General features: G+C 52.2%; 20 protein-coding genes and 1 pseudogene. 11 read left to right on the forward strand and 10 right to left on the reverse strand.

Going from position 1 to position 22,625, the window contains the following annotated elements; translation table 11 throughout:
* Positions 1 to 128 precede the first annotated feature (128 nt).
* Together Q3O59_RS04410 and Q3O59_RS04415 are read left to right on the forward strand one after the other, a co-directional pair.
* Positions 129 to 311 (forward strand): type II toxin-antitoxin system HicA family toxin, encoded by a 183-nt coding sequence (locus Q3O59_RS04410; RefSeq protein ID WP_305944406.1) that lies wholly within the window; start codon positions 129 to 131, stop codon positions 309 to 311.
* A 25-nt stretch (positions 312 to 336) separates the two neighbouring features.
* Positions 337 to 777 (forward strand): type II toxin-antitoxin system HicB family antitoxin, encoded by a 441-nt coding sequence (locus tag Q3O59_RS04415; RefSeq protein WP_305944407.1) that lies wholly within the window; start codon positions 337 to 339, stop codon positions 775 to 777.
* Positions 778 to 1,080: 303 nt separating this feature from the next.
* Here the strand turns inward: Q3O59_RS04415 and Q3O59_RS04420 are convergent, their stop codons facing one another.
* The 9 genes and pseudogenes from Q3O59_RS04420 to Q3O59_RS04460 all read right to left on the reverse strand — a co-directional run.
* On the reverse strand, positions 1,081 to 3,123 hold the full coding sequence (locus Q3O59_RS04420; protein ID WP_305944408.1) for a DUF2971 domain-containing protein: 2,043 nt from the start codon (positions 3,121 to 3,123) through the stop codon (positions 1,081 to 1,083).
* A gap of 343 nt (positions 3,124 to 3,466) precedes the next feature.
* Positions 3,467 to 4,123 carry a CoA transferase subunit B gene (locus Q3O59_RS04425; RefSeq protein WP_305944409.1) on the reverse strand — a complete coding sequence of 219 codons (657 nt, stop codon included), beginning with the start codon at positions 4,121 to 4,123 and terminating at the stop codon, positions 3,467 to 3,469.
* A 10-nt stretch (positions 4,124 to 4,133) separates the two neighbouring features.
* Entirely contained in the window at positions 4,134 to 4,835 is a 702-nt protein-coding gene (locus Q3O59_RS04430) for a CoA transferase subunit A (RefSeq protein ID WP_305944410.1), read from the reverse strand.
* A gap of 115 nt (positions 4,836 to 4,950) precedes the next feature.
* Positions 4,951 to 5,856: a hydroxymethylglutaryl-CoA lyase gene (locus tag Q3O59_RS04435; protein ID WP_369812344.1), complete on the reverse strand. Its 906-nt coding sequence runs from the start codon at positions 5,854 to 5,856 to the stop codon at positions 4,951 to 4,953.
* Positions 5,856 to 7,841, reverse strand: coding sequence for an acetyl-CoA carboxylase biotin carboxylase subunit (locus Q3O59_RS04440; RefSeq protein ID WP_305944411.1), 1,986 nt, complete (start codon positions 7,839 to 7,841; stop codon positions 5,856 to 5,858). The genes Q3O59_RS04435 and Q3O59_RS04440 overlap by 1 nt, the downstream gene beginning before the upstream one ends.
* A gap of 2 nt (positions 7,842 to 7,843) precedes the next feature.
* Positions 7,844 to 8,638: an enoyl-CoA hydratase/isomerase family protein gene (locus Q3O59_RS04445; protein WP_305944412.1), complete on the reverse strand. Its 795-nt coding sequence runs from the start codon at positions 8,636 to 8,638 to the stop codon at positions 7,844 to 7,846.
* Positions 8,639 to 8,656: 18 nt separating this feature from the next.
* Positions 8,657 to 10,264 carry a carboxyl transferase domain-containing protein gene (locus tag Q3O59_RS04450; RefSeq protein ID WP_305944413.1) on the reverse strand — a complete coding sequence of 536 codons (1,608 nt, stop codon included), beginning with the start codon at positions 10,262 to 10,264 and terminating at the stop codon, positions 8,657 to 8,659.
* 78 nt (positions 10,265 to 10,342) lie between these two features.
* Complete coding sequence (locus tag Q3O59_RS04455; protein WP_305944414.1) at positions 10,343 to 11,512, reverse strand: isovaleryl-CoA dehydrogenase; 1,170 nt, start codon at positions 11,510 to 11,512, stop codon at positions 10,343 to 10,345.
* A 76-nt stretch (positions 11,513 to 11,588) separates the two neighbouring features.
* Positions 11,589 to 11,969 (reverse strand): annotated as a pseudogene (locus Q3O59_RS04460) (MerR family transcriptional regulator); the annotation flags it as partial.
* 260 nt (positions 11,970 to 12,229) lie between these two features.
* On the opposite strand from Q3O59_RS04460, the gene Q3O59_RS04465 reads away from it, so the two are divergent.
* From Q3O59_RS04465 to Q3O59_RS04500, 8 genes are all read left to right on the forward strand, one after another.
* On the forward strand, positions 12,230 to 13,414 hold the full coding sequence (locus Q3O59_RS04465) for a thiolase family protein (RefSeq protein WP_305944415.1): 1,185 nt from the start codon (positions 12,230 to 12,232) through the stop codon (positions 13,412 to 13,414).
* A 93-nt stretch (positions 13,415 to 13,507) separates the two neighbouring features.
* Positions 13,508 to 15,004, forward strand: coding sequence for a CoA-acylating methylmalonate-semialdehyde dehydrogenase (locus Q3O59_RS04470; RefSeq protein ID WP_305944416.1), 1,497 nt, complete (start codon positions 13,508 to 13,510; stop codon positions 15,002 to 15,004).
* A 28-nt stretch (positions 15,005 to 15,032) separates the two neighbouring features.
* Complete coding sequence (locus Q3O59_RS04475) at positions 15,033 to 16,190, forward strand: acyl-CoA dehydrogenase family protein (RefSeq protein ID WP_305944417.1); 1,158 nt, start codon at positions 15,033 to 15,035, stop codon at positions 16,188 to 16,190.
* A gap of 28 nt (positions 16,191 to 16,218) precedes the next feature.
* Entirely contained in the window at positions 16,219 to 16,992 is a 774-nt protein-coding gene (locus Q3O59_RS04480) for an enoyl-CoA hydratase (protein ID WP_305944418.1), read from the forward strand.
* On the forward strand, positions 16,992 to 18,125 hold the full coding sequence (locus Q3O59_RS04485) for an enoyl-CoA hydratase/isomerase family protein (RefSeq protein ID WP_305944419.1): 1,134 nt from the start codon (positions 16,992 to 16,994) through the stop codon (positions 18,123 to 18,125). Before Q3O59_RS04480 ends, Q3O59_RS04485 begins: the two co-directional genes overlap by 1 nt.
* Positions 18,126 to 18,135: 10 nt before the next feature.
* The gene (gene mmsB, locus Q3O59_RS04490; protein ID WP_305944420.1) at positions 18,136 to 19,026 is read left to right on the forward strand and encodes a 3-hydroxyisobutyrate dehydrogenase; all 891 of its coding nucleotides are present in this window, start codon (positions 18,136 to 18,138) and stop codon (positions 19,024 to 19,026) included.
* Positions 19,023 to 19,781 carry an SDR family oxidoreductase gene (locus Q3O59_RS04495; RefSeq protein WP_305944421.1) on the forward strand — a complete coding sequence of 253 codons (759 nt, stop codon included), beginning with the start codon at positions 19,023 to 19,025 and terminating at the stop codon, positions 19,779 to 19,781. The genes mmsB and Q3O59_RS04495 overlap by 4 nt, the downstream gene beginning before the upstream one ends.
* A 49-nt stretch (positions 19,782 to 19,830) precedes the next feature.
* A complete protein-coding gene (locus Q3O59_RS04500; RefSeq protein ID WP_305944422.1) occupies positions 19,831 to 20,271 on the forward strand; it encodes a nuclear transport factor 2 family protein in 441 nt (146 codons plus the stop codon).
* Here the strand turns inward: Q3O59_RS04500 and Q3O59_RS04505 are convergent.
* Entirely contained in the window at positions 20,268 to 21,917 is a 1,650-nt protein-coding gene (locus tag Q3O59_RS04505) for a tetratricopeptide repeat-containing response regulator (protein WP_305944423.1), read from the reverse strand. The two genes, Q3O59_RS04500 and Q3O59_RS04505, sit on opposite strands and share 4 nt — an antisense overlap.
* Positions 21,918 to 22,073: 156 nt before the next feature.
* Between Q3O59_RS04505 and Q3O59_RS04510 the strand changes: the two genes are divergently transcribed.
* Entirely contained in the window at positions 22,074 to 22,388 is a 315-nt protein-coding gene (locus Q3O59_RS04510) for a DUF6482 family protein (RefSeq protein ID WP_305944424.1), read from the forward strand.
* Positions 22,389 to 22,625: the final 237 nt, after the last annotated feature.

Here is a 22,625-nt window from a genome sequence, read left to right on the forward strand (position 1 = left end):
ATCCACTTACGTCTATTGACGTTTATTTTATTAGAGCTTCAATGCTCCCATAAACAACCAATAAGTTGACTTTTCTTGCGAGTGTGTATCGGTGTGTATATACTAATACGCAGGTTAGCGGAGTACTTATGAAATCATCTGACCTGATCCAAGAGCTAAAAGCAGCCGGTTGTTACATGAAACGGCAGGGTAAAGGGAGTCACCAAATATGGTACTCCCCGGTGACAGGGAAAACCTTCCCGGTACCGCACCCAAAAGGGGCATTGCCAGTCGGAACTGTGAAGGCGATAAAAAAGTCAGCGGGCATCTAGCCCGCTGCATTTAACGAGGTGAGTTATGTACTTTTCAGTTGGTATTGAAACGCCAAAATCAGAGGCAGAAGCCTACGGGCTTGTAGTGCCAGCATTGTGCAGTGAAAAGTTTAGCTGTTTCAGTGCTGCAGATACCGAAGATCAGATAGCACCGATGGCAACTGAGGCTATACAGCTTGTACTGGAAAGCATGCAGGAAGACGGCACCGCTACGGATGGTTTGCGTGACTTGGGCGCCCTGACCTACCAGAAGCAAGCTGATTATGCCTACTGCGATGCCTGGCTAATGCTCCACGTTGATATTACTGCATTTGAGGGTAAGCCTAAGCGCATTAATATCAGCATCCCTGATACATTGATCAGCCGTATCGACCATAAGGTCAAAGCAGCGCCAGATCGCTACCGCGACCGTAGCCACTTCCTGGCTACTGCGGCCCGGCACGAATTGGAAACGGCGGGCAAGTAGTACTTGCCAACCAGCCGCGCTAAGGCGCGGCCCACTTCCGGTGCAGCTTCACACAGGGCAGATGACGCATGCCGGATTTATTTTGTTACGACCCCGATTTTTAATTTTTTGTTACGACCCCGATTTTTAATTTACCACCACCATTACTGGTTGCTTAACATCAGTTGAATTTTCACCTAACCACCAGATTTAGTAATTATCCAATTTATTGATCGTCAGCTAAGAGCGAAAAGCAGAAGTTACACCTGACATCAGCTACACAACTATGTGTTCACCAGCACCTTTAGCAACCTGACTTGTGCCTTAAATTTCAGATGGTATTTCGATGCCACCTAACTCGCCTTGCAGATAATGTTTAAATTCATCGTATGCACGAACAAATTTACCAAGCTCACTTTGCTTCACTTGTTCTATTTTCAATGCGTCTTCATTATTAAATTGAGCCTGTTTAGCTGATTCAATACATTTATTTATGACATCATATAATCCATCGAGTTTTTCGGCGGCTTCGTGTCTACAAAGGTCAACCAACATGCCGTGCGAAATCAGCTTCATCAGGTTAGCGTCTAGCTCTTGCTTTAACGATTTAAAAGTCCAATTCAGAATACGGGTAATTTCCTGTATCACGAATTCAGAATCGTGTTTTGCCGCATTCCTCACCCTGCCTTTGCTGAATGGGAAGTAGTTAACCTCAAAAAACTCATCGTCTTTTTCACTAAAAAACAAATTAATATTTGTGTCTGCAAGCTTATGAGTATTCAAAAACTCGCGGATGTCAGACTTATCAAACCTGCATCCGAAGTAGATAGAATCGATGATGTCCAGTGAGATACTTGTCAGGCCAATTGGCCCAAGTCCTCCCTTTTTACCAAATGCCCGCCACTCTTTCTCGTATTCCCAATCGCATGATTTAATGGTTAACGTTTCAATTAAGAAGTCATCTTCAACAGATTCATTGAATCCTAAATATGAGCGAGCGAGAGCATCTACAGAGTGCGAGTGGGGTACTTTATCTTTGTACTTGACTTGCCTAAGAAGGCCAGTTACAGAATCTTTAAAAAGATCAGTCCTTATTTTTATCATTGCGCCTTTATGCTCGTCTGAATAGTGCGCCCACATAAGCTTAGAGTTTTGATTCGTGCTGAGGCAAAGAACGTGTATGGCGTTAGACAATAGTTGCATTTGCTCTTTATTGAAAACTGGACTTCCTGTAATCACTTCATTTCCATTTTCAAACTCTGAAAATACCTTTTTGATAAAACTGATCACGCTTTCTTTGTGCACGTAATTAAAACTTTTATCTATCTTCAATAGATAAAGCATTGGCACTATCAAAATCATAATCGTAGCTTCTTTTTTGGGATCTATAATGTCCCTCGACTCTAAACGAAATCCGTCATATTTTTCGGTAATTTCTTTTATAATTAAAGCTGTTGCATTTGTTTTTTCAGCATTGCTCAGCTGTTTTTCGTTGCCTTCAAATAACGTTTCATATTTTAATACACAGGGTAATTCAAGCCCTTCACTCACATGTTTTAAGAGTAAATCCTTAACTGCTGATGCAAGTTCAGCGCGTCTGTATCTAAAAGAACGGGTTATTTGCCCATCGAAAGGATCATTAAATTCAGACAACGCTGTGAACTTAATGCTCGAGCCGGAAAGTATTTTTACTAATGTAGATTTAGAAACGTATTTATACAGGAATTCTGGAGAATTCTCGTTGTCTGAACATTCAAGTAACTTTTGTACATTTCCAGAGAAAGGGTATTTACCCTGAAATGAAGGAAGAGAACACCACAAACCGTTGTTCAAATCTAACTGTTCAAAAAAACTACCCAGCTCAATAAACACCCCGTGATTCAAACCCGACGCTTGCTTTAGGTCACACTGAATAGTCTGGCATAATTCAGCAGCCTCAACATGTTTAAGTTCAGCTAAACATTGATTTAAACATTTCACTTGGAACTGTAAAAGTTCAATGACCAATCCATAGTAATGATATGGAACAATTCCCGGGCAACTTTTCGTGCAATATTCACATAAACTAACAGCGTTGAGCAAATAATGAGCAGAGGAAAACAGATAATTATCAGATGCTTCTTCATGGATATTGGCAAAAGACTCAGCAACGTGAACATCAGTAATACTCGTAAAGAGATTTGGCCCGCCAGAGTCACTACCCGTTAGTACGGATTCTATTTGGAGCATGGACACCGCATAAGCGCGGGCATATAAAGTATTCTCTTCACTAAGCAAGTGAAAATTTTCCAAGCGCCTGTTTAATCGATAAAGCAGAGCAAATATTCTACGTAAAGGTAAATGCTCAAAAAAATGGAAAGCTATCACACGAGTTCCTGCTTAGGATGAAATTTATTTAAAGTAATATTTTTATGATTGAAAATCAAATTTAAACGATTTATTACTAATTAACTTTTAGGCTGCTTTAGCCAGCTCAATAATTGTCGCAACGAATGATATTGAGGTAATAGATCATTAATTTAACGTTTCATATTTGGACATTCAACGTCCGCTTTTGGCACATAGCAGTCGTAGCAAAGCCGAATAATAAATGGTAACTGCCGCTGGAGTAGGCGCAAAAAAAACGTACACACCACTATGCGTAGTGTGTACGTTTAGATGCAACCTTTAGCTGTATGGAATAAAAGCTCTCTACTGGCGCCCTGTGCGATTAAAACTGCATTTCCGGGATATCGCCGTTAACCACCAGCTTACCTCCGGTTTTTTGCTGAATCTCTTCAACTGAGACGCCAGGCGCCCGCTCCAGCAAATGGAAAGCGCCATCGCGTACTTCCAGCACCGCCAGATCGGTGACGATTTTCTTCACACAGCCCACGCCGGTCAGGGGCAGGGTGCAGTCCGGTAACAGCTTGCTGTTGCCGTGCTTGTCGGCGTGCGTCATGGTGACAATGATGTTCTGGGCGCCGGCCACCAGATCCATCGCACCGCCCATGCCTTTGACCAGTTTGCCTGGGATCATCCAGCTGGCGATGTTGCCGTGCTGGTCGACTTCAAACGCACCCAGTACCGTTAAATCGACATGGCCGCCGCGGATCATGGCAAAGCTTTCGGCTGAGCTGAAAATAGCAGCACCGGTCGCTGCGGTCACGGTTTCTTTGCCGGCATTGATCATATCGGCATCGATCTCCGCTTCGGTTGGGTAGGGGCCCATGCCCAGCAAGCCGTTTTCTGATTGCAGCATTACCTCGATGCCCGCAGGCACGTAATTGGCGACCAGGGTCGGGATACCAATGCCAAGGTTAACGTAGAAGCCATCTTGCAGTTCCTGCGCCACTCGCATGGCGACTTGTTCACGTGATAAAGCCATTGCTGCCTCCTTAACCTTGACGAACCATGCGGCGTTCAATGCGTTTTTCAAAGTTGCCTTTGATCACGCGCTGCACATAAATACCCGGGGTGTGAATTTGGCTGGGTTCCAGCTCGCCCGGCTCGACAATTTCTTCCACTTCGGCCACGGTGATCTTGCCGGCGGTGGCCGCCATTGGGTTGAAGTTCATCGCAGTGTGGCGGAACACCAGGTTGCCGTAACGGTCGGCTTTCCAGGCGCGGACGATGGCAAAATCGCCGGTAATGGCAGGTTCCAGCACATAATGGCGGCCATCAATTTCACGGGTCTCTTTGCCTTCGGCGACCGGGGTGCCGTAACCGGTGGCGGTGAAAAAGGCCGGAATACCGGCACCGCCTGCTCGCATTTTTTCAGCAAGCGTGCCTTGCGGTGTCAGTTCAACTTCCAGTTCACCGTTTAGCAGTTGTTTTTCGAACAGAGCGTTTTCACCGACATAGGAGGCGACCATTTTCTTGATTTGCTTATCTTCCAGCAAAATGCCCAGGCCAAAACCATCAACGCCGCAGTTGTTGGACACTACCGTCAGCTCCCGGGTACCCATTGTTTTGATTTGGGCAATCAAGCCTTCCGGAATACCGCACAGGCCAAAACCACCGGCAATTACCGTCATGCCGTCTTCCAGCCCGGCCATCGCTGCTTCGTAACTTTCTACGACTTTATTAAACCCTGCCATCTGTAATCCTCATTGCTTCGAACATCTGACGTCCGCTGCTTATAACGAGCAGGGGTGGATGCGTCACACCAAAAGATACGCAACCCCTGCGTGCTCCGAAGAGCCTGAATTCAGCTTAATTTTTAAGGCACTTCGCCTGCAAAGCCAATCCTACTTTAGAACTAACCGGCTTGCCGAGCTCGGCGCAAATTGCCCAGCCTGCTTGTGCCAGCGCATTTAAATCCACGCCGTGCTCAATGCCAAGGCCATTTAGCAAATAAACCACATCTTCGCTGGCAACATTGCCTGACGCACCGGCGGCATAAGGGCAGCCACCCAGGCCAGCCACGGCACTGTCAATCACCGCAACACCGCGTAGCAGCGCGGTGTAAATATTGGTTAACGCCTGGCCGTAGGTATCATGAAAATGCACCGCCACCTGCGCTAGCGGCACCACAGTGAGCACCGCATCCAGCATCGCAGCAACGGTTTTGGGCGTGCCAACCCCTATGGTATCGCCGAGTGAAATCTCGTAGCAGCCCATATCCAGTAAGGCTTTGGCGACCCGGGCCACTTCGGCCGGGGCCACATCGCCCTGATAGGGACAGCCCACCACGCAGGAGACATAACCACGCACCCGGATACCATCGGCCTTGGCGGCGGCCAGCACCGGCGCAAAGCGTTCCAGGCTTTCGTCGATGCTGCAGTTGATGTTTTTCTGGCTGAAGGCTTCTGAGGCCGCGCCAAAAATGGCCACTTCATCGGCTCCGGCGGCTTTGGCGGCCTGGTAGCCTTTTAAATTGGGCGTTAGGGCGGCGTAGCAAATACCGGCCTTGCGCTCGATGCCGGCAAAAACCTCGGCTGAGTCGGCCATTTGCGGCACCCACTTAGGGGACACAAAAGCGCCGGTTTCGATGGTATCGAGCCCGGTAGCGCTCAGCTGATTGACCAGCTGGATTTTAGCCGCAAGTGATACCGCGACTTCATTTTGCAGGCCGTCACGGGGGCCGACTTCGACCAGGCGAACTTTGGTTGGCAGCATCAGGCGTCCTCCGTCTCCAGTTCGACCAGCTCAGCACCATCCTGCACCAATTCACCGGCCTGATAGAACACGGCTTTGACGGTGGCATCGGTAGGGGCCTTGATGCTGTACTCCATTTTCATCGCTTCCATCACTACCAGGGTTTGACCGGCTTTGACATGCTGGCCGGCTTCCACCAGTACCGCAACGATGGTGCCGTTCATCGGCGCTGTCAGACTGCCGCTGTCGTCGCTCAGCTCGGCTTCGGTCAGCAGCTCGGTCTGATAACTGAAATCGTAGCGATGGTGGCGGATAAAGACGCTGATGGTGTCCTGATACTGACTGATCCGCACCCGGGTCTTGTGCTCACCTAAGGTGGCGATCAGCTCATCACCCTGCAAACGCGCCTGACAGCGCAGTTGCTGGCCATCCAGCTGCACCAGCACCGCATCTTGCAATTGCTGCAGCTGCAATTGATGGCTGTGCTCCTGATGCTGCAGGTTCAATAGTTGCATCGGCTGTTCATTCAAACGCCAGCCATGGCTAAACTGCCAGGGGCTGAAGGCATCGCTGCAGCTTTGCGGTTGCTTTTGCGTTTCCAGAATGTACAAAGCTGCCAGCACCAGCGCTTGGTTGTTTTCTTTGGTGGCTGGTGCGAACAGCGATTCCTGATGGTGCTCAATAAAGTTGGTGTCGAGCTCGGCGGCGACAAAAGCCGGGTGCTCGACCAGACTGGTCAGGAAGCTCAGGTTGGTGGTGACCCCGGCGATGCGGTAATCATCCAGCGCCCGCAGCATACGGCTGATGGCACGGTCACGATCTTCGTCCCAGACAATCAGCTTGGCGATCATCGGATCGTAGTAGGGGCTGATTTCATCGTTCTCGACCACACCGCTGTCAACCCGCACATAACGGCTGGCTTCCGGTTGGCGCAAGTAGGTCAGTTTGCCGGTAGCCGGCAGGAAATCGTTGTCTGGATCTTCAGCATAGACCCGCACCTCGATGGCATGGCCATGCAGGCTCACTTCGTGCTGCGCCAACGGCAATGGCTGGCCGCTGGCAACCAGCAACTGCCATTTCACCAGATCCTGGCCGGTGATCATCTCGGTAACCGGGTGTTCGACCTGCAAACGGGTGTTCATTTCCATAAAATAGAAAGAGCCGTCTTCGTCGAACAAAAACTCAACGGTACCGGCACCGCGGTAATCAATGGCCTGAGCGGCTTTAACGGCAGCTTCCCCCATTGACTGACGCTGGGCTTCACTAAAACCAGGCGCAGGGGCTTCTTCAATCACTTTTTGATGACGGCGCTGGATCGAGCAATCGCGCTCGGCCAGATAAACGGCATGGCCATGGTTGTCGGCAAACACCTGGATCTCAACATGGCGGGGCTTGGTCAGGTAGCGCTCCATCAGCATTTTGTCGTTGCCAAAACCTGCCATGGCTTCGCGTTTGGCACCGGCCAATGCATCGGCAAATTCACTTTGCTGCCACACCACCCGCATGCCTTTGCCACCGCCGCCATAGGCCGCTTTTAGCAGCAAGGGGTAGCCAATTTTTTCCGCTTCTTTGGCCAGGAAATCCGCTGCCTGCTCATCGCCATGATAGCCGGGCACCAGCGGTACCCCGGCTTTGGCCATAATGTCTTTGGCGGCACTTTTTGAACCCATGGCTTCAATGGCACCGACCGGCGGGCCGATAAAGACCACACCAGCTGCGTCACAAGCTTTGGCAAAATCGGCATTTTCCGATAAAAAGCCATAACCCGGGTGGATGGCTTCGGCACCTGCCGCTTTGGCGATTTGCAGAATTTTATCGGCTTTTAAATAAGAGTCTTTGCTGGGTGCCGGCCCCAGTAAGAAGGCTTCGTCCGCCATATTGACATGGCGGGCATTGGCATCGGCCTCCGAGTAAACTGCCACACAGCGGATCCCCAGCTTGTGCGCGGTTTCGATAATACGGCAGGCGATTTCGCCGCGATTGGCAATCAGGATTTTACGAAACATGGTTAATCCTTGGGCAGCCAGGCGGGGCTGCGCTTGGTAAGAAATGCAGTCAGACCTTCCTGACCTTCAGCCGACACCCGGATACGGGCAATGGCTTCGCTGGTGTGTGCAATCAGGGCGGCATTGATGGGCTGCTGGTCGACATCGGCAATTAGCTGCTTGGCCGCAGTCACGGCGGCCGGGCTGTTTTGCAGCAGCTGCTGGCACAGCTGCTCGGCGGCTTCGGCTAAACCGCCTTCAGCCACCAGCTGATGCACCAGCCCCAGTCGCAAGGCTTCCTCGGCAAAGAAGCGCTCGGCGGTTAAAAAATAACGCCGGCTGGCCCGCTCGCCAATGGCCCGCATTACATAAGGGCTAATCACGGCCGGGATCAGGCCAATTTTCACTTCGCTTAAGCAAAAGCTGGCTTTGGGCTCGGCCAGGGCGATGTCGCAGCAAGCCACCAGCCCCAGAGCACCGCCAAAGGCCGCGCCCTGCACCAGGGCGATGGTTGGTTTTGGAAAGCGATCCAGGCTGCGCATCAGCTCGGCCAGCCGGCCGGCATCGGCCAGGTTTTGCTGGTAATCTTTGGCGGCCATTGAGCGCATCCAGTTCAAATCGGCGCCGGCAGAAAAGTTTTTGCCATTGGCTTTTAGCAGCAGCAGCCGCACAGCAGGGTTCTCTGCCAGTTGCTGCAAGGCGTCGATGATTTGCTCAATCATCACATCGTCAAAGGCGTTGTGCACCTCGGGGCGGTTCAGCGTCAGACTGGCGACGCCCTGAGGGGATACAGACAGCTCCAGGTAGGATTCAGCCATTACAGGTAATCTCCAGCATTACATCCGGAACACGCCAAAGCGGGTGTCGGCAATAGGGGCATTTAAGGCAGCAGCCAGGGCCAGGCCAACCGTCATACGGGTTTGGGCCGGATCGATTACGCCGTCATCCCATAAACGGGCGCTGGCGTAGTAGGGGTGGCCCTGCTGTTCGTACTGCGCGACGATGGGCTTTTTCAGTGCCTGCTCGGCCTCAGCCGATAAGGTTTCGCCTTTACGGGCCAGGCCATCTTTGGTGACCTGCGCCATCACGCCAGCGGCCTGTTCGCCGCCCATTACTGAAATGCGGGCATTGGGCCACATCCACATCATGGTGGGATCATAAGCACGGCCACACATGCCGTAGTTGCCGGCACCATAGCTGCCGCCAATCAGCACGGTGAATTTAGGCACTTCGACGCAGGACACTGCCGTGACCATTTTAGCGCCATGCTTGGCAATGCCTTCAGCTTCGTATTTTTTACCGACCATAAAGCCGGTGATGTTTTGCAAAAACAGCAACGGAATTTTGCGCTGACCGCACAGCTCGATAAAGTGGGCGCCTTTTTGCGCCGACTCGGAGAATAAAATCCCGTTATTGGCGACAATGCCCACCGGATAGCCGAAGATGCGCGCAAAGCCACAGACCAGGGTGCTGCCGTAATACTGCTTAAATTCATCGAAATCCGAGCCGTCAACCAGGCGGGCGATGACTTCTTTCACATCAAACGGCTTTTTCAGATCGGTGCCGACGATGCCGTAAATTTCTTTGGCATCATAAAGCGGCTCTTCCGGCTCGCGCACATCCAGTTGCTGTGGCTTGCTGCGGTTTAAGCGCGAGACCGCATTGCGGGCCAGTTGCAGTGCATGCTCATCATTGACCGCATAGTGATCGGCCACACCGGAGATTTTGCAGTGCACATCGGCTCCGCCCAGCTCCTCGGCGCTGACTTCCTCGCCGGTGGCGGCTTTGACCAGCGGCGGGCCGGCCAAAAAGATGGTGCCTTGCTCTTTGACGATGATGCTCTCATCGGCCATGGCTGGTACATAAGCGCCGCCGGCAGTACAGAGCCCCATCACCACGGCAATTTGCGGAATGCCTTTGGCCGACATCCGCGCCTGATTGAAGAAAATACGCCCAAAATGCAGTTTGTCCGGGAAAACTTCGTCCTGACGGGGCAGGTTGGCACCGCCTGAATCCACCAGATAGATGCAGGGCAGGTTGCAGCGCTCGGCGATTTCCTGTGCCCGCAGGTGCTTTTTCACCGTCAGCGGGTAGTAGGTACCGCCTTTGACGGTAGCATCGTTGGCAACCACCATGCACTCGACGCCGCTGACCCGGCCAATACCAGCGACCACACCGGCACAGGGCACGTAGTCTTCGTAACAGTCCCAGCCGGCGAACTGGCCGACTTCCAGAAAGGGTGAGCCCGGATCCAGCAACTTTTGGATCCTATCGCGGACAAACAGCTTGCCACGCGCCGTATGACGGGCGATCAGGGCTTCACCACCGCCCAGCTTGATTTGCTGCACCTTGCTGTTCACATCCTCGACCAGCTGCTCCATCGCAGCCTGGTTGCGCACGAACTCTTCGCTGCGCGGGTTTACTTTACTCAGAATTTTTGTCACTGCTGTCACCTGTTGCTGGAAACTGCCCGCTGTGTAGATCCAGAAAAGGGCCGAAGCCCGTTTCTGGATGAAAACTCATTAATTCGACTCGGTGAAAAGCTCACGGCCAATCAACATGCGGCGGATCTCCGAGGTGCCGGCGCCGATCTCATAGAGTTTGGCATCACGCAGCAAACGTCCGGTCGGGTACTCGTTGATGTAACCATTACCGCCCAGCAGCTGAATGGCATCCAGTGCCATCTGGGTGGCGAGCTCGGCAGCGTACAGGATCACCGCAGCGGCATCTTTACGGGTAGTTTCACCGCGATCACAGGCTTTAGCCACGGTATAGACGTAAGAGCGGGCGGCATTCATCCGGGTGTACATATCGGCTACTTTGCCCTGCACCAGCTGAAACTCACCAATGGACTGACCAAACTGTTTGCGATCGTGGATGTAAGGCACCACTACGTCCATGCAAGCGGTCATAATGCCGAGTGGGCCGGCAGAGAGCACCACGCGCTCGTAATCCAGGCCACTCATCAGCACCTGCACACCACGGCCGACTTCACCCAGCACGTTTTCTGCCGGCACTTCGCAGTCTTCAAACACCAGCTCACAGGTGTTGGAGCCACGCATGCCGAGCTTGTCCAGTTTCTGCGCTTGGCTAAAACCTTTAAAGCCACGCTCAACAATAAAGGCAGTAATGCCCTTGGAGCCGGCATTGACATCGGTTTTAGCGTAAATTACATAGGTGTGCGCATCCGGGCCGTTGGTGATCCACATCTTGTTGCCGTTTAAGATGTAACGATCGCCTTGCTTGTCGGCGCGCAGTTTCATGCTAACCACATCGGAACCTGCATTGGGCTCGCTCATCGCCAAAGCGCCAATGTGCTCACCGCTGCACAGCTTGGGCAGGTACTTTTGCTTTTGTGCTTCATTGCCGTTGCGGAAAATCTGATTCACGCACAGGTTGGAGTGGGCGCCATAAGACAGGGCCACCGAGGCAGAAGCCCGGCTGATCTCTTCCATCGCCACCACATGCTCCAGGTAGCCAAGGCCAGAGCCGCCGTACTGTTCATCAACGGTAATGCCGAGCAGGCCCAGATCACCAAACTTGCGCCATAACTCGTTCGGGAACGCATTGTCGTGATCAATTTGCTCGGCACGAGGGGCAATTTCTTCGCGGGCAAAGGCATTGACCTGCTCACGGATCATGTCGACGGTTTCGCCAAGGTCAAAATTCAGGGTTTTATAAGTCGTGATCATGGTGCTGTTCCACTGTTGATTCAAAGGGTTCTGATTCAAGGGTTTCAGAGGCGGTTTTGCTGCCGCTGTGTTTGGCCTGACTAAGGGTTTCGCGGCAGCGTTTTTCTACCGTAACCAGCTCCATCAGCACCACTTTAATGTCGTCCATTTGCTGGTGCAGTTCGGCTTTTTTTTGCTCGATCAAGGCCAGCATGGTATTGAGCTGGGTGACGCTGCTTTTATCGGCATCGTACAGCTCGAACAGTTTGCCGGTTTCTGCCAGGCTAAAGCCGAGTCGTTTACCGCGCAGGATCAGTTTCAGCCGCACCCGATCCCTTTTGCTGTAAATCCGGGTTTGGCCATTGCGCATCGGCGTCAGCAATCCCTGATCTTCGTAAAAACGGATGCTGCGGGTGGTGATATCAAACTCTTTGGCCAGCTCGCTGATCGAATAGGTGGTTTCGGTTTTTTGCGTCATAACTGCCTTCCTGAAATCTGCCGACAACTATAAGTGAAGTTTACGTAAAGGTAAAGCTGGGACCGGTCACTGCCCCGGGGGGTTGCCAACCGATGTAAAGCAAAAATGCCAATTAAACTGGGCGGACCAGGGCCTTGCGCTGAACAAAAGGGACAAAACTGCACCATAGTGGTATAAGGTTGACGTTGGCGTAAACGTCAATATGGTGTAGTCTCTGACGCAGACTTTTTAATTGACGAAGCAATGACGGAGAGAATCTGATGGCCGAACAGGATGCAATTGTGATTGTCGCAGCCAAGCGCACTGCGATGGGTGGTTTTATGGGCGGTTTGTCCAGTGTCAGCGCCACGGACCTGGGGGCGGTGGCGATCAAAGCGGCGATGGCCGAAGCCGGAATTGACGGTGATGCTGTCAGCGAAGTCATTATGGGCAATGTGTTGCCGGCCGGTCTTGGCCAGGCACCTGCCCGTCAGGCCAGCTTAAAAGCCGGTTTGCCGTTGTCAGCGGGCGCGACCACCCTGAACAAAGTATGTGGCTCTGGTTTAAAAACCGTGATGCTGGCGCACGATCTGCTGAAAGCTGGTTCGGCTGATGTCGTGGTTGCTGGTGGCATGGAGTCGATGTCCAATGCGCCTTATCTGTTGGCCAAAGCCCGTGCTGGTTTTCGCATGGGCCATGGTGAAATCAAAGATCACATGATGCTGGACGGGCTGGAAAATGCCTACGACGGCAAAGCCATGGGCTGTTTTGCCCAGGACACTGCCAACGAGTACGGCATTGGCCGCGAAGCGATGGACCAGTTTGCTGTCGACTCCTTGACCCGGGCGCAAAATGCCATTGAAAGCGGTGCTTTTGCCGATGAAATCGCCCCTGTCAGCTACAGCACCCGCAAAGGGGAAGTCACCTTTGCCATCGACGAGCAGCCTGGCAATGCCAAAATCGACAAAATTCCAGGTCTGCGGCCTGCTTTTGCCAAAGACGGCACCATCACTGCTGCCAACTCAAGCTCCATTTCTGATGGTGCTGCTGCTCTGGTGCTGATGCGCGCATCCGATGCCAAAGCCAAAGGGCTGACGCCACTGGCCAAAGTGGTGGCGCATGCGACCCATTCGATGGAGCCGGGACTGTTCACCGTAGCACCGGTTGGCGCCATGCAAAAAGTCCTGGCCAAAGCCGGCTGGGATAAAGAGCAAGTCGATTTGTGGGAAATTAATGAAGCCTTTGCCATGGTCACCATGCTCGCGATTCAGGAGCTTGGCTTGGATCCTGCCAAAGTCAATGTCAACGGCGGTGCCTGTGCACTGGGCCACCCCATCGGCGCTTCTGGCGCACGTTTGCTGGTGACTCTGATCCATGCGCTGCGTAAACGCAATCTGAAAACCGGTGTCACTTCATTGTGCATCGGCGGTGGTGAAGCGGTCGCACTGGCTGTGGAGCTGGTGTAACACAACATTCTTTTTAAATGAGCAGTCTGCCAGGCAAGCATACTAATAATAAGCCTGGCGGGCTGATGTTCGAATTCGTGGGAGAAGCATTGTATGACCAAGCAAGTCCAACTATTTATTGATGGCGCCTTTATTGACTCGACAACCGAGCAATGGATCCCGGTGACCAACCCGGCGACGCAGGAAGTGATTGCACAAGCTCCTTGTGCCACTGCAGATGAAATGAGCCGGGCGATTGAGTCGGCCAAAGAAGCCTTTAAAAGCTGGAAAGAAGTGCCGGTATCCGAGCGGGCGCGTTTAATGATGCGTTTTGGCAATCTGTTAAAAGAACACCAGACGGAAATTGCCGAGATCATCTGTCAGGAACTGGGCAAAACCATCGAAGATGCCAAAGGCGACGTCTGGCGTGGTATTGAGGTAGTGGAACAGGCGGCGAATATCCCATCGCTGATGATGGGTGAAACGGTAGAAAACGTAGCGCGCAGCATCGATACCTACAGCTACATTCAGCCGCTGGGTGTCTGTGCTGGTATTACGCCCTTTAACTTCCCGGCAATGATCCCACTGTGGATGTTCCCGATGGCCATTGCCTGCGGCAATACCTTTGTACTGAAGCCGTCGGAGCAGGATCCGATGACCGTGAATCGTATTGCGGAACTCTTCGCCGAAGCCGGTGCTCCGAAGGGGGTACTGCAGGTGGTACACGGTGCCAAAGAGCAAGTCGATACCATCTTGCATCATCCGGATATTAAAGCCATTTCCTTTGTGGGTTCGGTCAATGTGGGCCAGTACATCTACAAAACCGGTACCGACAATCTGAAGCGGGTGCAGGCCTTTGCCGGTGCCAAAAACCATATGGTCATTATGCCAGATGCCAACAAGCAGCAGGTGATCAATGCCCTGGTGGGTGCGTCTGTTGGTGCTGCTGGCCAGCGCTGCATGGCGATTTCGGTCGCGGTTTTTGTTGGCGCAGCCCAGGACTGGATCCCGGAAGTGGCCGCTGCCATTGGCAAAGTACGGCCAGGTGTTTACACCGATCCGAATGCGGCCTATGGTCCGCAAATCAGCCCGCAAGCCAAAGCCCGTATTTTGTCGCTGATTGAACAAGGCAAAAACGAAGGCGCTACTTGTCTGCTGGATGGCTCTGATTGCAGCGTTGAAGACTTCCCCAATGGCAACTGGGTTGGTCCGACCGTATTTAGCAATGTTACTACCGAGATGGAAATCTATAAGCAGGAAATCTTTGGCCCGGTGCTCACCACCATGAGTGTCGACTCCCTGGATGAAGCGCTAAAAGTGGTGAACGACAGCCCGTACGGCAATGGCACCTCCATCTTTACTGCCAGCGGTGCAGCTGCGCGCAAGTACCAGCATCAGGTTGAAGTCGGTCAGGTCGGGATCAATATTCCAATTCCGGTGCCACTGCCATTTTTCTCCTTCACCGGTTGGAAGGGGTCGTTCTACGGCGATCAGCATGCTTACGGTAAGCAAGCGGTGCGTTTCTATACCGAGACCAAAACCATTACCGCGCGCTGGTTTGATGACGATATTCAGGTGTCCGGCCCGAATATGTCGATTAATTTACGTTAAACCAGATGCACCTGTGAGGTCCAAGTAGATGAATTTTAATTTAACCGAAGACCAACAAGCTTTTGTCGATGTGGCAAAGCAGTTTGCCGAGCAAGAGTTGGCACCGAACGCGGCTCAGTGGGACCGCGATCATCATTTCCCAAAAGACGTGATCCAAAAAGCCGGTGAACTGGGTTTTTGCTCGCTTTACACCCCGGAAGACGATGGCGGCATGGGGCTGTCGCGGCTGGACTCGTCCATTATTTTCGAGCAGTTGTCGATGGGCTGTACCGCTACCACGGCCATGCTGACCATTCACAATATGGCGACCTGGATGATTGCCAGCTGGGGCAGCGCCGATGCCAAAGCCGAGTGGGTTGAGCATCTGGTCACTGGTCAGAAGCTGGCGTCTTACTGTCTGACCGAGCCTGGCTCAGGTTCGGATGCGGCAGCGCTGCGTACCACGGCGAAAAAAGACGGTGCTGAGTACGTATTAAACGGCTCAAAAATGTTTATTTCCGGTGCCGGCAGCACCGAAGTGCTGGTGGTGATGGCGCGCACTGGTGAAGCGGGTCCTAAGGGCATTTCTGCCTTTATTGTACCGGCCGATGCCAAAGGCGTGATCTACGGCAAAGCCGAAGAAAAGATGGGCTGGAACGCCCAGCCCACCCGCTTGATTACCTTTGAAGATGTGCGTATTCCGGCGCATTATCTGCTGGGTGAAGAAGGTCAGGGCTTTTCGTTTGCAATGAAAGGGCTGGATGGTGGCCGCATTAATATTGCCACCTGCTCCATTGGTACTGCGCAGCAAGCCTTAAATACGGCGCGCAATTACATGCTGGAGCGTCAGCAGTTTGGCAAGCCGTTGGCAGCATTTCAGGCGCTGCAATTCAAACTGGCCGATATGGCGACCGAGCTGGTGGCTGCGCGTCAACTGGTGCGGATGGCTGCCTTTAAACTGGATCAGGGCGACAGCGAGGCCACCGCATACTGCGCCATGGCCAAGCGCTTCGCCACCGATGTCGGTTTCCAGGTCTGCGATCAGGCCCTGCAACTGCACGGCGGTTATGGCTACATCAAGGAGTACCCGCTGGAGCGGCACTTCCGTGATGTGCGAGTACATCAGATTTTGGAAGGCACCAATGAGATTATGCGGCTGATTATTAGCCGCCGCCTGCTGGATGAAGCCGCGGGCGATATCCTCTAAGTACTTTATTATAGCCAAGGAGTCTGTGATGGCAGCATTAACGCTGGAAAAGCGTGGTCACACCGCGCTGATTACCATGTCAAATCCACCAGCCAACACCTGGACCAAAGCCAGCCTGCAGCAGTTAAAGCAACTGGTGCTGGAGCTTGAGCAGGATAAAAGCATTTATGCGCTGGTGATCACCGGAGAAGGCGACAAGTTTTTCTCCGCTGGTGCCGATCTGAAGTTGTTTGCCGATGGCGACAAGGCCGTCGCCTCCGATATGGCACGGGTTTTTGGCGATGCTTTTGAAACCCTAAGCCGGTTTCGCGGTGTCAGCATTGCCGCTATCAATGGGTATGCCATGGGCGGCGGCCTGGAAGTGGCGCTGGCCTGCGATATCCGTATCGCCGAGCAGCAGGCGCAAATGGCCTTGCCGGAAGCCAAAGTCGGCTTGTTGCCTTGTGCCGGTGGTACCCAGAACCTGGCCTGGCTGGTGGGTGAGGGCTGGGCCAAGCGTATGATCCTTTGTGGCGAGCGGCTGAAAGCCGATACTGCTTTGCGCATTGGGTTGGTGGAGGAGGTGGTCCCGACCGGTCAGGCGCTGGACGCGGCGCTGGCGCTGGCAGAAAAGGTGGGCGAACAAAGTCCATCGGCAGTCACCGCCTGCAAGCATTTGATCCAACAAGGGCGAAGTGGCACCATGCAAGGAGCCTTACCACTGGAGCGGGAATTGTTTGTCGCCTTGTTTGATACCAAAGATCAAGTTGAGGGTGTGCAGGCATTTCTGCAAAAACGTCAACCAAGATGGGTAAATGGATAATGAGCAATGAGCATCCAGTCGTGCAGTATCAGGAGCTGACCACAGAGCATGGCAAACGGATAGGCCTGGCAACGCTGAATTCAGAGAAGTCGTTGAATGCCCTGAGCCTGCCAATGATTGAATCTTTACTGCCACAGATGCAGCAATGGAAAGACGATGCTGGCATCGCCATGGTGGTGCTGCAAGGCAGCGGCGACAAAGCGTTTTGCGCCGGCGGTGATATTCGTGATCTTTACCAGGCGATGAAAGACCACCCGGACAGCTATGCTCCCTACGTCGAAGAGTTTTTCACCAAAGAGTACAGCCTGGATTATTTGATCCATACCTTCGAAAAACCAGTGCTGGTGTGGGGCAATGGCATTGTGATGGGCGGTGGTCTTGGCTTGATGGCGGGCGCTTCGCATCGGGTGGTGACGGCCAGTAGCCGTATTGCGATGCCGGAGCTCGCCATTGGCCTTTATCCGGATGTCGGTGCTAGCTGGTTTTTAAACCGGATGCCAACCGGCTGCGGCTTGTTCCTGGGTTTAACCGGTGCCTCCATCAATGCGGCCGATGCGCGCTTGGTAGGCTTGGCCGAACACTTTATTTTGCATGATAAAAAAGAGGCGGTGCTGGATAAACTGCTCACCGTGAAATGGGGCGATACCATAGCGCTGAATCACCAGAAACTGGCTGATGCGCTGCGTGATTTTGAAGAGCACAGCCGCACGCAACTACCACTGAGTCAGATCCGACTGCATCAGGCAGAGATTGCCAAATTGGCCGAGCTCGATAACCTGCCTGCTGTTATTGCTGCCATTGATGCCATGCCGGGCGATGACAGTTGGCTGCAAAAAGCCAAAGAGGCACTCAGCTATGGCAGTCCTATTACCGCCCATATCGTATTCCGGCAATTGCAGCTGGGGCAGAGCATGATTCTGGCCGATAGCTTCCGGCTGGAACTTGGCATCAGTGTGCAATGTGGTCGTATGGGTGAGTTTGCGGAAGGGGTACGCGCGCTGCTGATTGACAAAGATCGCCAGCCGAACTGGCAATACCCGAATGTTGCGTCGGTTCCGAAAGAACTGATCGATACCTTTTTCACATCGCCGTGGACTGCCAGCCAGCATCCGCTGCGGATGTTAGGCTTGTAAGGAGTTTACCATGGCAACGATTGCATTTATTGGTCTTGGCAATATGGGTGGCCCTATGGCCATCAATCTGGTCAAAGCTGGTCATCAGGTCAAAGCCTTTGATTTATCGCTGGAAGCCTTGGCAACTGTGAAAGCAGAAGGCGCCGAAGTTGCAGCCTCTGCGGCCGATGCCGCCACCGGTGCTGACTTTGTGGTTTCCATGTTACCGGCCGGCAAGCATGTACTTGGCTTGTATCTGGGCGAGCAGGGCATCGGCGCGCAGATCAAACAAGATGCGCTGGTGATCGATTGCTCCACCATCGATGCCGACAGTGCCCGTAAGCTTGGCGCAGGCTTGGCTGAGCAGGGCATTGCCTTTATTGATGCCCCGGTTTCCGGTGGCGTGGGTGGCGCCAAAGCCGGTACTTTGACCTTTATTGTTGGTGGTAGCGAGGCCGATTACCAAAAAGCGCAGCCGGTGCTGCAGGGTATGGGGAAAAACATTTTCCACGCAGGTGCCATAGGTGCCGGTCAGGTGGCGAAAATCTGCAACAATATGCTGCTGAGTATTTTGATGGTGGGTACCTCCGAGTCGCTGCAAATGGGCATCGACAATGGGCTGGATCCAAAGGTGCTGTCGGAGATTATGCTCAAAAGCTCCGGCCGTAACTGGACGCTGGAACTCTACAACCCCTGCCCGGATGTGATGGAGAATGTGCCTTCCTCCAACAACTACCAGGGTGGTTTTATGGTGGATTTGATGGCCAAAGATCTTGGGCTGGCGCTGGAAGCGGCGACCCAAAGCCAAAGCAGCACGCCGATGGGCGCTTTGGCGCGCAACCTGTATGTTGCGCATCAGCGTGCCGGCCATGGAAAACTTGATTTTTCCAGTATCTTTAAACTGTTTGAGAAAAAAGCATGAATCTAAACAACAAAATCATCGCCATTACCGGCGGTGCCCAGGGGCTTGGGCTTGAAATGGCGCGGATGTGCGCTGCCGAAGGAGCCCGGCTGGCCCTGATTGATATGAATACCGAGCAGTTGGCAGCCGCCAAAGCGGAATTGTCGGCCAGCGCCGAAGTCAGAACTTATCAGGCCAATGTCGCCAATGAAGCGGAAGTTGAAGCTACTTTTGCGGCCATTGGCAGTGACTTTGATGGGTTGGATGGCTTGATTAACAATGCCGGCATTTTACGCGATGGCTTGTTGCTGAAATACAAAGATGGTGAACTGGTCAGCAAGATGCCACTGCAACAGTTTCAGTCGGTGATCGATGTCAACCTGACCGGTGTTTTCCTCTGTGGCCGTGAAGCGGCTGCTATGATGGTGCAGCGTGGTACTAAAGGCGTGATCATCAATATGTCGAGCGTGGCCCGTGGCGGCAATATGGGGCAAACCAACTACGCGGCCTCCAAGGCTGGCGTGGTTGCCATGACGGTTACCTGGGCGCGAGAGCTTGGCCGTTACGGCATCCGGGTTGGCGCCATTGCGCCTGGTGTCATTCGCACCGCTATGACCGATGCAATGAAACCTGAAGCACGCGAGCGATTGGAAAAAATGAAACCGGTCGGCCGTCTTGGTGAAGCCAGTGAAATTGCGCACACGGCCAAGTACATTTTTGACAATGATTTCTTCACCGGTCGGGTGATTGAAATTGATGGTGGCATCAGCATGTAACGCATCACAAAGCGAGCTTCGGCTCGCTTTTTTTATGTAAGGAACTCCGATGAAATACTTCGTATTTAGCTTAAGTTTGCTGGTGTTATTGCTGCTTGCTCCTGCAGCATCTGCCAACAACGATAAGGCGGACATTACTGCTTTACTGCATCAGTTTTTGGCAGGCGCTAGTCGTAACGATGAAGCCTCCCACCAAGGATTTTGGGCGGATGATCTGGTCTATACCAGCTCTGCTGGCACTCGTTTTGGAAAAGCGACGCTAATGCAGGGCGTTCGCAGCAGTGGGCCTGTTGCAGATGCTGATATTCACATGCATTACAGTGCGGAAAATATTCAGGTCCGCCTCTACGGTGATGTGGCGGTTCTAAATTTTATATTGTTAGGCAACAGTGACGCCGAGCAATTGCGTTTTTACAACAGTGGTGTTTTGCAGCGCTTGGGGGATAGCTGGCAGGTGATCTCCTGGCAGGCGACGCGCGCAGCCGATTAACCCGCCAGCGGCTGTGAGCGGGTGCGGGGTAGCAGCTCAGGATGCTTGCTGGTTAATACCTGGTAGTATTTTTTGTAGCGCTCCTGGTTGGTGATGCTTAGCTCGCTTTGCTCAATTAAGGCGATGGCTTGCTTGGCTGGCTTGATGGTGTCCGGTGTCAGGCCTGTGCCCTTGCTCATCGCTTGCAGCATATTCAGTGCAATGACCGGGTTGCTCGGCATGTAATCAAAGGCTTCACTGAACAGTTCACTGGCCCGGCCATAGTGGCCATGCTGATAAGCTTCTGATGCCTCCTGATTGATGGACTTAATTTTGGCTTTAAGTTCTTCGTGTCGGTTTTGCTCCATCTTCAGCATCAGCTGCTGGGTTTCGGTCAAAAAGTCATCTTTAGCCAAGTGGCGGCGCATTTCGTCAATGTAATGCTCGCTTTCGTACAAGTTGCCAATTTCAAAGTAGGCTTTGGCAGCATCCATGCAGCTGTCAATGGTCAGTTTTTTACTTTTTAATCCGGTAATGCTGTTGATGAGCTCTTTGGCTTCTGCAAGCTGTCCTTTAGCCGCTAAAATACGGCCTCGCACCAATTGAACTTCTTGCTGCACCAAAGCCTCATTAAAGCGTTTATTCAGTCCTGTCACCAACTGACTGGCATTTTGCAAGTGCACAGCACGCTCCATCACCGTTTTGGTTTGTGCCAGATCGATCAAAGCCCGCGCTTGATTGAGATAATTATCTGCAGTGTCATGGATGGAGTGTTTCGCTGCTGAGACCAATTTGGTATGGATCCGAGCCGCGGCTTCTTTATCTCCAATAATGCTGGTGAGATTGCTCAAGGTTTGCTGACGGGTAATATTTTTGGGTGATAACAGCGCGGCCTCAGCCAGCGCATCGCAAGCGCGCTGAAAACGATTTTGTTTTACCAACAAACGAGAGAGCCAGTCCAGTGCTTCGACCTTGGTTTCGTCATACTGGGTTAAATCGACCAGCTCAAGCTCACTGTCCTCCCAACGCTCTTGTCGAAAGCCAGCAATGGCGTACCCCAGCCGTGCCCAAGGGTAGCCTTTGGCTTCTTTTAGCGTTCGATAATAGCTCTCTGCTTTCTGATAGGCTTTGGTTTGCAGCAACAACTCACCTTTTAAGCGATAGATGACCTGGCTGTGTTCTGGCTTCGCATTTAAGGCTTTATCGCATTCGGTAATGGCAAGCTGGTAGTCTTGCTCAGCAATGGCCAGGTATATTTTTCGCAAGGCAATTTTGGTTTTGACCATGCGTACAATGCGCTCTTCAAGTACTGGGAAACTAAAGGGCTTCAACAAATAGTCGTCGGGTTGCAGTTCGATCATGCCGTGGACAATTTTTCGCTGACTCTCTGCACTGATGATCATAAAACAACACAGTGGGCTGATCAGATCTTGCAGCTTTAAGGCTTCAAATAACTGGTAGCCATCTTTGCAGTCGCCCAGATTGAAGTCGCAGAGGATAAAATCGAATGGGATCTCGTAGCACTTCTTTAATGCTTCCGTCGAGTTACGTGCCAGATGAATGGCTTCAAAGCCCATGGTTTGCAGCATACTTTTGACGGTAGCTCGCACAGGTGCACAATCTTCGACTATCAGAACTTGTTTACAACGGAAAAAAGATGGATCCATCGGTAGCTCGGTTGGCAGTACTCTGTTTATTTCTTCATCATAGTGCGCTCTTCAGGCAGCAAAGTAAAGGTCGTACCTATTTGAATTAAACAAGGAGGCAGGGATCGGAAGTTGAACTATGCTCGTATAGCATCCATTAAGATTAAGGAGGTGAAGATGAATTTTCACAGAATCGAGCATTTAAACCGCCAAGACGTGCAAATTGACGAGCTGGTAGTTCATTCTTACGAAATGGGACTCTACCTGGCTGAGGTCGACTTTGATCAACGTAAAGCTTTTATTATTGACGATGAAACTGGCCGGCCCAAAAAGTTTCACAGCATCGAGCAGGTTAAAGATGCATTTGGCGATGCGACTATTCGTAAAGCTTACCTTTGCCATCAATCTGCGTACGATGAAATGGTGGGAGCCGCGGATAAAACCGATAATACATTAAAGGTGCCTTTATTCGGCTCAGTTGAGCCAGGCTAAGTGTTACACCTTATACGTTTGTCCCACTGACTGAGCTGCCTTGTTCGAATTTTACGCAAACAGTTTTCACTTTGTTTTTTTCGCTTGCCTTGTTTATACAAGTCTCTATAATGCCGCCCAGTCGACAGCATGGAGGCGGTTTAACCCCCTTCTTTGATGTGCGACAAATTTTAAGTGAAGTTAGCTGGAAAACTTGTTGATTTGGTGCTTGACTTAAAACCCTGACGCAGTAGAATA

The sequence above is a fragment of the Alkalimonas delamerensis genome (genome assembly GCF_030717955.1).
Classification (GTDB): Bacteria; Pseudomonadota; Gammaproteobacteria; order Enterobacterales; family Alteromonadaceae; genus Alkalimonas; species Alkalimonas delamerensis.

What these genes read in the sequence shown, in the direction of transcription:
- Q3O59_RS04510 (WP_305944424.1), top strand. Translation starts at nt 22,074, where the DNA reads ATGAATTTTCACAGAATCGAGCATTTAAACCGCCAAGACGTGCAAATT.
- Q3O59_RS04465 (WP_305944415.1), top strand. Translation starts at nt 12,230, where the DNA reads ATGGCCGAACAGGATGCAATTGTGATTGTCGCAGCCAAGCGCACTGCG.
- Q3O59_RS04495 (WP_305944421.1), top strand. Translation starts at nt 19,023, where the DNA reads ATGAATCTAAACAACAAAATCATCGCCATTACCGGCGGTGCCCAGGGG.
- Q3O59_RS04505 (WP_305944423.1), bottom strand. Translation starts at nt 21,917, where the DNA reads ATGGATCCATCTTTTTTCCGTTGTAAACAAGTTCTGATAGTCGAAGAT.
- Q3O59_RS04410 (WP_305944406.1), top strand. Translation starts at nt 129, where the DNA reads ATGAAATCATCTGACCTGATCCAAGAGCTAAAAGCAGCCGGTTGTTAC.
- Q3O59_RS04475 (WP_305944417.1), top strand. Translation starts at nt 15,033, where the DNA reads ATGAATTTTAATTTAACCGAAGACCAACAAGCTTTTGTCGATGTGGCA.
- Q3O59_RS04430 (WP_305944410.1), bottom strand. Translation starts at nt 4,835, where the DNA reads ATGGCAGGGTTTAATAAAGTCGTAGAAAGTTACGAAGCAGCGATGGCC.
- Q3O59_RS04455 (WP_305944414.1), bottom strand. Translation starts at nt 11,512, where the DNA reads ATGATCACGACTTATAAAACCCTGAATTTTGACCTTGGCGAAACCGTC.
- Q3O59_RS04425 (WP_305944409.1), bottom strand. Translation starts at nt 4,123, where the DNA reads ATGGCTTTATCACGTGAACAAGTCGCCATGCGAGTGGCGCAGGAACTG.
- Q3O59_RS04445 (WP_305944412.1), bottom strand. Translation starts at nt 8,638, where the DNA reads ATGGCTGAATCCTACCTGGAGCTGTCTGTATCCCCTCAGGGCGTCGCC.
- Q3O59_RS04500 (WP_305944422.1), top strand. Translation starts at nt 19,831, where the DNA reads ATGAAATACTTCGTATTTAGCTTAAGTTTGCTGGTGTTATTGCTGCTT.
- Q3O59_RS04480 (WP_305944418.1), top strand. Translation starts at nt 16,219, where the DNA reads ATGGCAGCATTAACGCTGGAAAAGCGTGGTCACACCGCGCTGATTACC.
- mmsB (WP_305944420.1), top strand. Translation starts at nt 18,136, where the DNA reads ATGGCAACGATTGCATTTATTGGTCTTGGCAATATGGGTGGCCCTATG.
- Q3O59_RS04470 (WP_305944416.1), top strand. Translation starts at nt 13,508, where the DNA reads ATGACCAAGCAAGTCCAACTATTTATTGATGGCGCCTTTATTGACTCG.
- Q3O59_RS04415 (WP_305944407.1), top strand. Translation starts at nt 337, where the DNA reads ATGTACTTTTCAGTTGGTATTGAAACGCCAAAATCAGAGGCAGAAGCC.
- Q3O59_RS04485 (WP_305944419.1), top strand. Translation starts at nt 16,992, where the DNA reads ATGAGCAATGAGCATCCAGTCGTGCAGTATCAGGAGCTGACCACAGAG.
- Q3O59_RS04435 (WP_369812344.1), bottom strand. Translation starts at nt 5,856, where the DNA reads ATGCTGCCAACCAAAGTTCGCCTGGTCGAAGTCGGCCCCCGTGACGGC.
- Q3O59_RS04440 (WP_305944411.1), bottom strand. Translation starts at nt 7,841, where the DNA reads ATGTTTCGTAAAATCCTGATTGCCAATCGCGGCGAAATCGCCTGCCGT.